Annotated in this window: 13 protein-coding genes and 1 pseudogene; all 14 read right to left on the reverse strand. The window is 42.9% G+C overall.

The window, feature by feature from the left end; genetic code table 11:
- Positions 1-387: 387 nt before the first annotated feature.
- Positions 388-2013, reverse strand: coding sequence for an NlpC/P60 family protein (locus MKX64_RS06365; protein ID WP_341035530.1), 1626 nt, complete (start codon positions 2011-2013; stop codon positions 388-390).
- Positions 1938-2738, reverse strand: coding sequence for a ParA family protein (locus MKX64_RS06370; protein WP_341035532.1), 801 nt, complete (start codon positions 2736-2738; stop codon positions 1938-1940). The genes MKX64_RS06365 and MKX64_RS06370 overlap by 76 nt, the downstream gene beginning before the upstream one ends.
- Before the next feature lie 996 nt (positions 2739-3734).
- Positions 3735-4538 carry a protein kinase domain-containing protein gene (locus tag MKX64_RS06375; protein ID WP_341036263.1) on the reverse strand — a complete coding sequence of 268 codons (804 nt, stop codon included), beginning with the start codon at positions 4536-4538 and terminating at the stop codon, positions 3735-3737.
- Positions 4539-4709: 171 nt separating this feature from the next.
- Positions 4710-6902, reverse strand: a complete 2193-nt coding sequence (locus tag MKX64_RS06380) for a DUF3732 domain-containing protein (protein WP_341035533.1) — start codon at positions 6900-6902, stop codon at positions 4710-4712.
- A complete protein-coding gene (locus MKX64_RS06385; RefSeq protein WP_341035534.1) occupies positions 6899-7411 on the reverse strand; it encodes a three component ABC system middle component in 513 nt (170 codons plus the stop codon). The genes MKX64_RS06380 and MKX64_RS06385 overlap by 4 nt, the downstream gene beginning before the upstream one ends.
- Positions 7408-8580, reverse strand: a complete 1173-nt coding sequence (locus MKX64_RS06390; protein ID WP_341035535.1) for an ABC-three component system protein — start codon at positions 8578-8580, stop codon at positions 7408-7410. The genes MKX64_RS06385 and MKX64_RS06390 overlap by 4 nt, the downstream gene beginning before the upstream one ends.
- 764 nt (positions 8581-9344) lie before the next feature.
- Positions 9345-9440 carry a competence inhibitor ComI gene (gene comI, locus MKX64_RS06395; RefSeq protein WP_219930309.1) on the reverse strand — a complete coding sequence of 32 codons (96 nt, stop codon included), beginning with the start codon at positions 9438-9440 and terminating at the stop codon, positions 9345-9347.
- A gap of 286 nt (positions 9441-9726) precedes the next feature.
- Positions 9727-10214: pseudogene (locus MKX64_RS06405) on the reverse strand (tyrosine-type recombinase/integrase).
- Between the two features lie 128 nt (positions 10215-10342).
- Positions 10343-10882: a hypothetical protein gene (locus tag MKX64_RS06410; protein WP_341035539.1), complete on the reverse strand. Its 540-nt coding sequence runs from the start codon at positions 10880-10882 to the stop codon at positions 10343-10345.
- A gap of 148 nt (positions 10883-11030) precedes the next feature.
- Positions 11031-11789 (reverse strand): class I SAM-dependent methyltransferase, encoded by a 759-nt coding sequence (locus MKX64_RS06415; protein WP_341035541.1) that lies wholly within the window; start codon positions 11787-11789, stop codon positions 11031-11033.
- A gap of 196 nt (positions 11790-11985) precedes the next feature.
- Positions 11986-12432 carry a GNAT family N-acetyltransferase gene (locus MKX64_RS06420; protein WP_341035542.1) on the reverse strand — a complete coding sequence of 149 codons (447 nt, stop codon included), beginning with the start codon at positions 12430-12432 and terminating at the stop codon, positions 11986-11988.
- Between the two features lie 101 nt (positions 12433-12533).
- Positions 12534-13052 carry a GrpB family protein gene (locus tag MKX64_RS06425; protein ID WP_341035543.1) on the reverse strand — a complete coding sequence of 173 codons (519 nt, stop codon included), beginning with the start codon at positions 13050-13052 and terminating at the stop codon, positions 12534-12536.
- A gap of 27 nt (positions 13053-13079) precedes the next feature.
- On the reverse strand, positions 13080-13493 hold the full coding sequence (locus tag MKX64_RS06430) for a hypothetical protein (protein ID WP_341035544.1): 414 nt from the start codon (positions 13491-13493) through the stop codon (positions 13080-13082).
- 29 nt (positions 13494-13522) lie between these two features.
- Positions 13523-13960 carry an aminoglycoside 6'-N-acetyltransferase gene (gene aac(6') / locus MKX64_RS06435; RefSeq protein WP_341035545.1) on the reverse strand — a complete coding sequence of 146 codons (438 nt, stop codon included), beginning with the start codon at positions 13958-13960 and terminating at the stop codon, positions 13523-13525.
- Between the last annotated feature and the right edge of the window lie 27 nt (positions 13961-13987).

Genomic DNA, 13987 nt, shown 5'->3' on the forward strand with positions numbered 1-13987 from the left:
TCTTCATACTCCACTTTGTCCCTCACTGAATTCGCTACAACGTTGGGAAAAAGACTGATCGATTTGCTGAATTCGATATGCTTTTTCGATGTCATTTTGTGAAAAGAAGCGAGACGGTACATAATCATTGTGAACCAAATCAAATGAATTCGGATAAGCGCCCGACTGCCTTTCCTTGCACCGATACTCGGTTAATTATAGAACTTTATGTCAAAGCTACGCCTTAATCACATTTAACATTTGGCGAAGAGTCCGAGATGGTATGCTGAATGGGCCAAAGTAGCTACTGCTGTGACAGATTGTTCATTCCAATCAATAGCGTCAATAGATTCCAAAAGTGTTAAGTATTCATTTTTCAATCCTTCTTGAATTCGGTTCCATTGCTGTTCATCTACTGAATGAATATCCCAATTCTTTCATTTGAAACGGCCGCCCATACAGCACCTGCTGATCGGCGTCAAACAAATTCCGGTAGACCACTTGTCCGCGAGTGGATGAAGCATCGACGACTTTGCCGTTTCCGGCATAGATGCCAACATGGGTAATGTCCATAAACCGACCATTGCTGGCATAGCTCCAAAAGACCAAATCGCCGGGAGCCAAATCTTCAAAACGGATTGTCCACCCGTTATCGACGCAATGTCTGGCTTGTTCAGCCGCCGTCCGCGGCAACTGAATGCTCAACTGCCGGTACACCCATTGAACAAGATAACTGCAATCTGTATAGCGGTCTTGCCCGGCCAAAACTTGACTGTATGGATCGCCCAAGCGAGTCAATGCCAAGCGGACAGCTTCACCGCCCCATTCCCCTTCCGGCAGATCGTGATAAACGATTTCAAGCTGCTCAGGCGTTAACCCAACATTCGTATCTTTACCGAGAAGTGCGAACATAAGCGGTCGGAACTCCGCCGACAACATTTCATGCATGATCTCTCTTTGTTCAATTGTAAAGTCGTAGATGTCGGCCTGCTGCTCAGCAGTGTGACTGGCAACTGTAATGTGCAATATAGACTCATACCAGGTAATCGTTTCCTCACTCGTGCTCCCATCTTCATGTTCTACCGTAATCGTTTCCCTGTGTTCAATCGTTTCCACGTAAGAGTCTAGTTGATTCATGTCCCAAAATACGGAACGAATCACCCCCACCCGAGTGGCGTCCAGAGTGGCAACATCCATGCCGGTTTCGCTGTCCATTACGGTACGAACCGCAAAGACCGCAATGACATCCATCCAGTTATCGACGCGAGTATTATCAGCGCTGCCGAGATAATGGGTTTCTACACGATCCACTGTGCCTGCATCCCGACGTAAATCCTCCAGTCGGGCAGCAAATTCGTTGTCCATGTCCTGTACAATGTCAGAGAGCGGCAATACATCGCTATCTGTATTTTCATGGGAGACAAAGATACCAAAAGGGGACGATACGACCGCCGCTACAGCCATCATGATGCATAGCAAGATGATCACCGTACTGCTAACACCTAAAAGAGCCATCATGCCTTTGGCGAGTACCGCAATCATTTTGACCGCTACACGAATCATGCGAATGTTCCATCTGGCAATCGCTTGCAGCCGTTGCTTTGAACGACGCGTGGTCATCAATCGAAAGGCTGCTCTTTGCGCTTCCCTGGCTTTATGTTTCATCCTCTCTGTTGGATTATGGACCTGTCCTTTTTCTTGGCTAGGCTGATGAATTGGCTTTACTGAATGGGAAAGCACCTTGATGACTTTGCCGCCCGTTTTGACACGCCTGGATACACCTGCATGCGGCTTCACCAGCTTATGAGCGGAAGAACGAACGGGGGCGGGATTTCGTTTCCCCCCGATTGTCATTTCGCCGGGTTGTAGACTCGAACGCTTGTCACGAGAACGCACGGTAGTCTTGAATAGGGTGTTCGTGGTCGTGACACGCTTTTCGACAGGTTTTGGCATCTGGTTTAACTGTGTTTCACTTTTATCTTGAGCTTGGGGTTGTTGAGCTTGTTTCCGACTGACAATCCTGGCACGCACCATTTGATGAATATGCCGTAGATGCTTCTTCCCTTGGCACTCGTTTCCGCCGCGCGGATGGAAAGCGGAATTTCGGTGTTGAACACGCGTAGCTTGTCCCCATAGTCGCGCCGAAGAACCAACGCAATATCCTTGGCAAAGTTGGTGCGGTTGTCGACCATCGTGAGCAACACGCCATCCAATACCAGCTTCGGATTGATCTGCCTGCGTACGCGGGCAATGGTCTGCAGCAGTTGAGTCATGCCCTTCGCCGGCAAATAATGCGCCTGTACGGGAATTACAACACTATCCGCTGCTGCCAATGCATTGATGGTCAGCATGCCTAGGCTGGGCATGCAGTCAATGAGGACGTAATCGTAGTCCGCTTTAACGGCATCAATATAGGAACGCAAAATCGTTTCCCTGCTCATCGTGTTGACGAGAGAAACCTCGACAGCTGACAGTTCAATATTACCCGGCATCAGGTCAACGCCTTCGTGATGGCGCAAAATGCCTTCCCGCGCGTTATACGGTTCTTCCAGCATCGCTTTCCCCAGTAATGTAGCCAGCGTTACCGGCAGGTTGTCCGGTTCGTGAAACCCTAACGAATCCGTCAGGTTTCCTTGCGCGTCCGCATCGACCAGCAAAACCTTCTTCCCTTCAGCAGCCAAACCGATTCCCAAATTGACCGCAGTTGTCGTCTTGCCCACGCCGCCTTTCTGATTGGCGAGGGCGATCACCTTGGACATCCATTCATTCTCCTTTCACGCAAAAAGCCGGTTGCGCTGAACATGTTGTCAGGCAACCGGCTTTTTGAAGAGTATCTATATAAAAAGAGAGCGTCGTCGAAGACGGTCTCTTGAATTGGCATAGGTTATCTGGAACCAAAGTCAAACGCTCTTCACAGACTATAATCAGTTTTTCCGTAGTGAATCTACATTATAATAACTAGAATTAAATTTGTACCGTTCAATGAAATTGAGTTTAATTGACCTTCTCCGGCGAACGGCGGCTGACCGTTCTCATAGGCTTTTGTTGCCTCTTCCAGGATCGCTGCAAGCCGCCCCCATTGCGATAACTGTGGCTGGACGGAAGTATCATTATCCCTCCGCATGTTTCATCGCCTAAATGATGCCATCATCTATTTTCTGCATGGGTCGTAATCGCTCGCATCCATTCGGATGGTCGTGGCGTAACTGCATAACGGCTTTCCCTTTCGGGCTATGCGGGGAACGTACCGGATAAGGTGAATATTCGGTTTTCAAGGCGCACGAAGGAAACATCCCTCTACCTCCCAGTTCATTTTTTGGGTGAAATCGGACCGCCACAAAAAAATTATTGATAAAAAAAGCGGTAGCACAGAACCCACGCAGAGTTCTGTGCTACCGTTGTAAAAAAAATCATAAACTTGAAGGTTGTTCAGATATGCTCTAGCTATCAGCTTCGAATATCAAGTAAAAATCAGGTGCGTATATCCTGGCTGTTAAAATAATGCTATGCATAGAAGAAGCGAGAAAAGAAAAGTAAGGAATGGGAAAGGCCCCAGCAGCACGAGAGCTGAGGGTGTTTTGAGGATTTAAAGAACATTAGCATAATGCATTGTTTACTGATGTACTTGCATACCTGAGTCTACCTACAATGAACTTAATATATCTCCATCAACTTCAATTTTTGATTTAATAAAGTCCTCATAGATTCCCGTATATGAATCAAGCAATTTCTTTACTGATGGTCTATTATTACGATCATGCTCTAACATAGAGACGATTACTTCTAACCCTTTTACCATATCGACCCTTTATATCTTTAATCGGTTTAAGCTTAATAGGCTCAAATATACTTTCTGAAAATTCCAGTGGATTCTCCCCTGTGAACATTTCAGCAATTACTAGGCCCAATTGATATATATCTGTTCGTAAATCCAATCCTCTTTCACCGTTTGCATATTGTATCAAATCCGGGGTTCTGTAATATCTTGGCATAGCCACATAACCAATAAATTCAGGTAATACCCCTGATGCTCCTTGAACAAACAATTCCCTGTCATCCTCGTCAATTACACCATCTGCATCTTTAATTTCTTTTATAAGGCCAAAATCACCTAATATAGCCATTGAACCATCGATGAATATATTTTGAGGTTTAATATCTCTATGAATTATTTTGCTTTCGCTCAAAAATTTTAGCGCAGATAAGAGTTGCATTGAATAGATAAGACCCTTTTGAAATGAAATTCCATTCTTTATTTCATCCTCTAATGTTAATGGCATGTACTTCGTAACAACGAAAGGATAGTTGTAAGTGTCCGGAAGAAAGCTTCCGTCATCTATATGCCCCAATATTGACGGGTGATTCTGCTTTTGAAGAAACTTTACTTCTTCTGTAAATCTCTTTCTCCTTTCGATAGATGAGATTCTATAAAAAACCTTTAATGCAAAATGTTGACCTCTATATATTCCCCCTGTGCATAATACATAAAAGGTGATTCCATTCCCTCCCTTTCCTATCATTTGAATGTTCTTGTACCAAGCACTGTTATTTGAAAAGATTGATTTAAATGGTTCGAGGAAAAAAACCGTCTTTTGGCTTTAATTCAGGGGTAAATCTAACTTGGGAACTCGGCAAAAATTTCGTATTCATGACTGATCTCCTTTTCGTATTTTGCAAGGGTTTCAGCTAACACCACATTTAAGCACTTCAATACGGAGTGTTATCGGCTACTACTCTTCCGACAACAACAAACTAACTATTAAATCAAAATCTATTAGTCCAGAAAACTCAAAAGTCCCTTGGTCAGGAGATTCTACTAATGCATTGAATGTAATCCCGTCTACGCTGAATACCGCATTTGTAATTCTGACCCTGCACGCCTCATCCCCTACAGCTTGCCTACAAGCAGGTTCAATATGGGATTCGAATAAATCATCTGCTGCGTACTGAGCGTTTTTACCGATCATCTTTGGATCAATTTCGTTGCTCCAATGCCAAGGAATCATCTTCCGTCCTTTACGCCACCTCTCCACAAGGTGTACATTCTCCAGTCCGTCTACAACGCTCTGACCTGCATGTTCACTTACAATTACCTGCAAATTTCCATTTGTTCTTTTAATTCCAGATGAAAGTGCCTGAAAGACTTTATTAACTGCCTGTAATTCTTCATTTTCTGACTCCTCTTCGGTATCATCAGGAAAGTGAGTTTGACTCGGCTGATCAATAACCAATAGCCTTGGAACGTAGGGGATCTCTTGGCTAATGAAGAGTTCATGTAATGCTAGTAATGTAGTTACATGATATCCCAACCAGTTAGCTCCACTGCCAATTTCACGCATCCATGCACTACGACCCTTCTCGTCAATGACTCGGATGGTCAACTTATTAGTATCTAATTGAATAAGATCATCACCAGTTTCAAGTTCCAAGATCTCACCGTAGTGACCGGCAAAGCGTGAGAACTTAAACAACGCTGTTTCTTTCCTTTGAGCAAAAGCTTCAAAATCAACTTCCTTTAGTAATCGTGCTTCCTCATCCTTTAGCGCGGCGATTTCTTCCGCAAATACCCCTTCGTCAGTAAGCGACTCGTGAAGATTGATGAACTCTGCAGTTCTACCAACGAACATTGCCCTTTGTTCTCGGGTAGCCTGCATCTCTTCAGTTTCTTCTTGAATATATTCACGTTCCGCCCTTACCTGACGAAGTTCAGATTCCTTAAGCGATATCTGCTTTTGAAGGTCTACTTCTTCTGCATCTAACATAGGTGGAACGAGTTCAACGGCTTTCCACTGACCTTCAACTTTTTGAGTAGTCTCGACCAGTTTTTTAAGCTCTTTGGTAGGAGAGTCACTGTTATTTCCACAAAGGGGACAAGTATGATCAGTACTTAATCGCTCGACGAGCCATGAAGTTGAAGAGAGTCTGTCCCTTTTTCGCGAGATGTTTATCTCTGATGTTGCCCTTGCAAGCGAAAGCTCCTTTAGTTGGGTTAGCCTTACTCTCAATGTTGTGATTTCTGAATATAATGCTGCTTCCCGCTCGCGTAACCATGAAAGCCTTTCAGTATTAATATGATGTCCATCAGAATCCCAGTAGGTCGGATCTTTCTTCCATGATGCAACGATATCCTTAAGTCGCTCAAATAAAACCTGCGTACTTGTTTCATCTATCCGTAGACTAGGCACCAAACCATGTTGTGCCGCGGCTATGTATCTGCCTCTTACTTCGCCTGAGAAGTTCTCAATGTTTATTTTCAGTGCCTCGAGTTGCCGTTGTTTCCGTTCTATTAACCGTCTAACTTCTTGTAAACGGTGCTGTTTTATCAAAGTCTCCGCATCGACTACCCCTAACACTAATGGAAAAATCTCACGTATCTTTCTTGCATGTTCTTCAACATCTGCTTCAAAGAACATTGTCTCATTGTTCGCAACGATCCGTTGTGGTTGAAACATAAAGGCAGTCATATCAGAAATAGACGCTCTTCCCTTAAAACCACTACCTGTTTCATTAAAGTCCGAGTTTGCTTGAGGTATTTTTGCCAACCTTTCCAAGATGCCTTTAGCATTGTCGCGGTTCCCGTTCTTTTCGGGAACATCCGGAACTGAAACTTTCACCCCTTCGACAATCATGTAATCGTCGGTGGAATTTTGGTCACCTGGATCTCTGCGTACAAATAGTTTTTCTCCCTCTACCGTTTTGAACAATAACCCATACCAAGATGAGGTACGTCTAATTGGACCAATCTTGGGAATGGAGCAACCTCCCGATCCAAGACAATAATCGATTATTTCGATAATTGCGGATTTCCCGCTTCTGCTTGAACCTGTTATGTAATTTATCGCCCCTGGTTTAAAATCAAGTATGCGAGGAGCCTTATCAAGTTTTTTTGACCAGATGATGATTTTCAAAATAGCAAAGTTCATTTTAACGGCTCCACTCCTAAAATCGTTAGATATTCGAACGAGGACATTTTCCCAGCCCATACCCCGAGCTTATTCGCTGCCTTTAATATATCTTTTGATTCACCCGAAACCTTCTTTGGGAGCTTGTAGGAAACTGTGGATGTAAAATATCCATCTTCAAGGATAATAAGATTACATGCAATGGCTACATTCAGTGATCGAAAAGTTCTGTTCTCCATTGCCTTTAACCGGCTATCAAAATTAAAAATGACCTCGTTCTGAGCTACTGAATTTACTGTATCGCGGTCAAGAATCGAACGTAAACCTGATGACTCTCTTCTCTTTAGAATCATTTTTCTACTCGTATCATGAAACACCAAAGGAAGAACAGTCACTAAATGCCATAAGGTTAATTGCTGCAGTTCCTCCGTTGGTCGGGCTAGAAAGCCCTGGGTAAACGCCCAAAGTGCATTTGCACCAAGAGCAGGGTTTTGCATTATTTCGTACTCACGTAGGAGCGCACCGCTCATGGCTTTGTACTTCCTTTCGATAAAGATTTGAAGCGTGGATGCCAGCCAATGACTGGCTCCTGCTCATAGGTGAAGTGAGCCAGGGCGTGAAAATTCCCACAAGAGATTGACTTCGGCATAATCTCATTATGGATGAACGTGTTCTGCTCCAAGGTCAGGTCTAAGCATTCCTGTCCTTTAAGCTCTTCTGTGGGGAAGGGTTGCCTGTAAGCTCGTCTACTTGCAGTTTCCCAACATTTTTTCAAGTCCTTCTCGTATTGAAGTAGTGTTGTCTCGGAGACTGCATTATTATCTGACCATTTTATCCGTGTGTCCTGCGCGTGCAAAAAATTTAAAATAGCTTCCCTCATTACATCCTCATCCACGTTAATCCAGTCAAGCTGTTTGACAAAGCCATGAGATTCGTATTCGCTTATATCGACATCCATATCGAAAGGTTCAATGATCGCCGACAACCGAGCGACTGTCACTTTTCTGAATAATCCTTGCAACTCTTTATCAAAATCAGCTCGGGTAATTCGAGGTTGTTTTCTACTCTCAACCTGTTCCCTAATTTTACGTTTTACCCAGCTACTCATTTGATCGAATAGCCCAACTTTCATACCTGGCTCGAATACACGTAGAGCCTGAAGTTCGTCAATATTACCCCCAAATTTGGAACTCATCTTATCAAAGACGGTGATTTTTACGATCAAATTACTTAACTGTTCGTCACTCAGTTTACTGATCGTTTTCCCGTAAGGAACTAAGTCATCCCTTAAAGTCGGGATGATGCCCTTTATTTCATCACGAACAACTACTGCGGTTTTTGCATCAGCTGCTCCATTAATCCGACGCGCTAGGCAATTCGCTGAAAGTGACCCGTTTGTAACAAGATGAAATTCAGTGGTGTCAATGACAGATGGTGAACCGAGAATCGTCTCTGCCCAAATGTGAAGGGTCTTCCATAGTGCGACACTTCTGTCGGACAGTGGTGAACCAGAGTTGATCGTAGACTTATCCTGTTCCCGGATCTCGTTGCCATTATCGAGATGGACGCTTACATCATCTATATCTTCGACCCCTATTTCGAGAACATCTACCCCAGACTGGAAAAGTCTATATGTGGCACGATCAAACTGATATACATATCCTAAAGCTTGACCTGACGCAGAATGATCTGTACTCATTGATTACCTCCAACTGAGAAGTTCGAAAGTCCTACATACTAAATACGACAATTTACTTATTTTTTCCTCCCTAGTCATTGGAACTTTTGAGTCATTATTGTTACTGCCAATGCATTGTTAAAAGGATGACAGCCTAACTTGTCCGAGTGTAGACGGTAATGATGCCCGAGACAGTTTGTTCTACATTAGCCACTCAACATTTACTCCATGCATTTTCTCTATGCATTTGACTGATTTATTACAACAAGTTATACTCTGCTCATCAGCTTCGTATATCACGTAAAAATCAGGTGCGTATATCTTTTTCTGCGTATAACCCATAAGCACCTGGGTTCGTATATCTTGGCTGACAAAATTAAAGTTATGCGAATACGAAGCGAGAAAAGCGAAGTTTTGGGATGGCGAAAAGCCTTATGGGACAAGGGATTCCGGCTTTTTTGACGGGTCGAAAAATGGTTCGCATAATATGGTGTTAGACGAGGTTAACACAAACGATTTGATAGTCTTTCAATATGCTTCTATTACGCCTTTCATACGCCTTTTAATACGATTTGCTATTCCAGTTTTTTATCGCCTTTACTATGCTTTTTAATATTTTTTAAATGCTTTTCCAGTTCACTTCTTTTTCCAATTGTGTTATCATACTTTGTAAAGAAGCCGAGTGCGGCTAACACTCGGCTTAACAATTGGCTTGGATGGGGTATCCCTTCTTAGTCGAATGGATAGAAAAACCCACCTTCGGCGGTCAACCTTGGGGTGGGTTTTTATTTTCTCTTGTTGTTAGAGTTAATGTATGTTAAAAGTGCCAGGATAAACGATCCGAATAAAAACATGATCGTGATTGCATCCTTAACTTCCATGGCTTCACCTCCTTTCGAAGGGAAACCATGCCCACCCAAGATTCAATTGTCTCCCCTATTGTACCATCATCTACCAATAAGATGAAGAACAATTGTTCGATGTTTTAATCATTCTTGTACCCGTTAATTTCATCTAACTCCATATCTACGAACTTCGCTAATACCACCATCATATGACTATTACCGTATTTCGTAAACACCTATATACTTGTGGAGTTAACGAAGCCCAATGCTTGGTTTGAAATTTGGAGTGGCTTGTCGTTACCAAATCCTAGTCCTGCCTCTCCTACAAATCCAGGGGACTTCGTATTCTCCGTGCATCTTTTAGAGTCACGTGAGTGTATCGTTCTGTCGTGCGACTGCTTTCGTGGCCTAGCAACTCCTGAATGTAACGTAAGTCCGTTCCTGCTTCCAGCAAATGTGTTGCAAACGAATGACGTAGTGTGTGCAGGCTAGCTTTTTTTGCAAGTTGGATTTCAGTAGTGCTTGTTCAAACACCTTTTGTACCGTTCTTTCCGTGATGTGCTTGTCTGAGGCTTGGCCGGGAAACAACCATTTCTCGGGAGGGTGTTGTTCTACGTATTCCCGAAGAACATCAAGTGCGGATTGCGAAAGAATCGTATAACGATCCTTTCTTCCTTTTGCCTGCCTGACCTTGACTAAATAATGTTCCACATCGATGTCTTCTAGTCGTAAACGAACCACCTCACTTACCCGTAGGCCGGAGGAATACGTCAGATACAATATGGCCTTATGTTTCAGGTTATGTAACATGTTCCAACACCCGCCTCACTTCCTCTAAAGTTAGCCGTTCGGTAATTTCCCCTCCTTTTTTGGTCTTATATATGCGTCAAATGCCAAGAATTCGTCTAAGACATGTTTTGTATAGAATTTCAATGCGCTCACAGCCTGATCACATACGCATGCGAATAATGATAACCAAGCAGAGACAGCAGATATTGTTGAATACGTATTGCATTTCCCATAGACGTCCCATTATCCTGTGTAAATTGAACATAGCGACGAACATGCCCCAAATAGGTTTTGATGGTTCGCCTGCTGTAGCCTTTCAATATTAATACATCCTTCATTCTCCGTTGTTCTTTCGAATCCCACCGTACATGCTGGTTCTCACTTTGCGGTTCGGCTTCGGATCGAATCCTATTCCCAATCACCGTTTCATTTGCATGGCTGGCCGTCACTCCTTTCTCGTATAACTCCTGAATATCTGTGAGGTCCGGATCGATCGAAAATTGGCCTTCAGGATATCTTGTAAACAACGAGTGGACCACCTCTTTACGGTCAGGAATCTTCCACGCCTTCTCATCAGGCAACCATCTTCTGCCCGGAATACTTTTGATGAATGCAATATCTTCTGCAATAAAACCTTTTAGCGATACCGCCAAGTGTCGATCATCCCATCGGGTTATGACCACTTCCATTCTGATCTCCTCCTTCATAATCTCCTCAAATCCACTCCTACACAAAAAGACCCACAGTCCGTCATATCCATGACCGGGCTGCAGGTCCTCCGTGCTTCGAAGCCTATTGTTACGCTGGAATCCTATCGCATGATGTTTGTTTCCATTACTATACTGGTTTCTTAGCTTCAAAGGTAATCATCTGCTCAGCTCTATCGGGTTCAATCATAAATTTGTAATCTGCTGATGTTATGATCTCTTTATATCCTATTCTCTCAAGAATTAATTCGAATTCATATTTCCCATACCAACTAATAGGAAATCTTTGGAGCTCTGTTTGGGTTAGTCTTCCGTCTTTCCATTTTTCATATTTCAATAGGGATACGGTTTTCTGTTCAAGTAGGTTAAGTTCGATTCGTTTGTCCTCTACAATAATCACTTCATTGTTGGGGGTATTCCATGTCCTTGTTGTGCTTAGATTCGTATTTAAATCCGTCGGAATAAACAAATCGATCATTAGCCTACCATTAGGCTTCATATAAGAATTTAAATGTTCTAAGGTTGCAATGGCTTGACTTCGTCCTTCTATTAACTGAAATGATCCAGCAGGAATAATAATGGCATCATATTTGCACGGTTTTGAAAAATTATGCATTTCACCTTTATAGAGATCGGGACTAAGGTCTAATTCTTTACACCTTCTCCTACAAGAGTCAAGCATCGCTTCGGAATAATCCAATCCATCAATATCTATGCCTGCTTGCAGTAATGGGATCAAAACCCTGCCTGATCCACATCCCACTTCGAGTACTTTTCCCTTTATGTTTGAAAGACGTTCTAAGTAAAACTCTACATCTCCAAACGAGAAACCAAGTGGTTTACTAAGGTCATAAACTTCAGTACAAAGTTCTCCGTACGAACTATACATAGGGTTGATCACTCCGATTCTGAATTTAGCTCAAAGAGCCGGCTGCTCCTGGTCGGCAGGTTAAGTGGGTAGGATAAGTCTGGCGAATCTGCCACACAGAAATGCCCCTTGCGGATCAAGGGGCTAGCTTGTCTCGGGCTTCGGCGTTGACTACGAAGTTAGACGGTGGACATGCCTTTTTGAATCTTCCTTCTGATTATTTTGTGTTTGTGTCTTTATGTAAGAATATGATTCTGTCAATCACAGCAAATCCATTCTTCTCATAAAACAACTCTGCAGGTGTCCCTCGATCTGTTAAGCATACGATATTCTTGATCCCGCTTAGTTCTAACTGAGCCTCTAAATATTTCAATAGACCTGTTCCAATACCCATGTGTTGTTTCTCTGTGCTAACACACAATTCATGTACAAAAAATTCATCACCGCTCCACCACCGCTTACGAACACCAAAGACAAACCCCATGATCTCTTCCTCATCTTCTGCTACAATCCCTAAAAATCCTGGAGTATTCACAAAGTCATTTAAGTATTGATACGCCTTTACCTTTGTCCATTCATCATTCCATGGCGGTTGGTTAAAAACATGAACAAATACATTCGTACACTGCTCGAGGTCGCTTTCAGTAAATAATTTCAGGTTCATATCCCTTCACATCTCTCTTCCGTAATTTCACTTAAGTAGCTCTTTTATTATACTCCAGCATGAATATTCGTTAGAGGATGGTAAAGGCTTTCTGCGAATTTTTATATCCCCTGACTCCACTTTCTAGCTTTCGCTAGTATCTGTTGGATGATTTCTGCCTTCTCATCTGAATATTGTAATAGTGTTGTACCACCCGAATGAACAATTTCTTGCTTCACTTCTGAATACTTGAACACATCTTCAGGATGGCTTCTCAGGTAGTCCCTGAATAGAATATTATGAACCCAAATGCTCGAGCCTTGTATTGTTACCTGTAAATTAATATAGGGATTTGTTCGTTTTCGGTAATATAACCGCCCTGGAACTCCTGCTTCCCCGAATCCTTCGTATCCCAATCCCTTTAATTGTTCCTCTATCATCGTGTCGATTTCTAAAGAATTTAAGCCGATCATAATATCAATGATTGGTTTAGCTACCATTCCTTCGATTGAGGTGCTTCCAATATGTTCATAACGCTCATCATTTCCCTGGAATACCGCCGAGAGTACGCGCTTCTCTTGAAAATAAATTTCTTTCCACTCAGCTTGATATGTACTTAGGCTAATCGTCTCGTCCAGCATTCTTGATTCATCCCCAGTACCGTTTCACTACTTTTTGGGTTTGCCCCCGCCAAAGACAATGACATATCCGTCTAAATCCCTGACACCAAATTCCAGCCAATCCTGGTTCCCCATATCTTCAGGCACCGGATCATAGGCAATGATTGCGCCTTTCGCCTTGTATTCCTCATAAATGTTAGCGACTCCATCATAATCGGTATAACAGTAAGTGTCCCACCCCGTAGGCGGACCTGCCCAGTCAGCACTGCTGTAATAAGATCTCTGATTGGGCTGCACATCTTCAGGTTTACATGTCTGTTGTAATAAGAACCCCACTTGATCCCGTTCTGCATGTCCCCACCCGTCAACAGTAAATCCTAGCACATTCGCGTAATACTCCCTGGCCTTCTGTAGGTCTGAAACCAGCCTCACTTGCCTTGACTTCTTTAACTGCACACTCATTTATGATCAGCCCCTCAATCATCCTTGTTCTATATGTCTTTAATGAACGCAACGATCCGATTCACTTCTCTATATCCGATCTTTTTATGAAATGCCTGACTTCCGTCATTATGCAATTCTGCATCTGAGGCCACCTGAACACATCCTAACGACTTTGACCATTGTTCCCCTGCTTCAACTAGCTGTCTGGAAATGCCCTTATTCCTGTATTCTTCTTCTACATATATTCCTTCAATATACCCTACGGGACTTGATTTGGAACCTTCCACATAATCATATCGCAACGACATATGGATGAACCCCACAACCTTATCTCCAATTACCGCTAGATAGAAAATGTCCCTTTCTGAACACAATAATTCTTCATATTCCGCTCTTAAATGTTCCATCGTATTGTCCGGCCATAATTTCAAGGCTAAGGATACTAATGCTATGAGTTCCGATTCACTCGCCTTTACAATTAACATGAGCTTCACCACACTTCTATCATTTTC

The organism is Paenibacillus sp. FSL M8-0334, assembly GCF_038000405.1.
Classification (GTDB): domain Bacteria; phylum Bacillota; class Bacilli; order Paenibacillales; family Paenibacillaceae; genus Paenibacillus_AQ; species Paenibacillus_AQ campinasensis.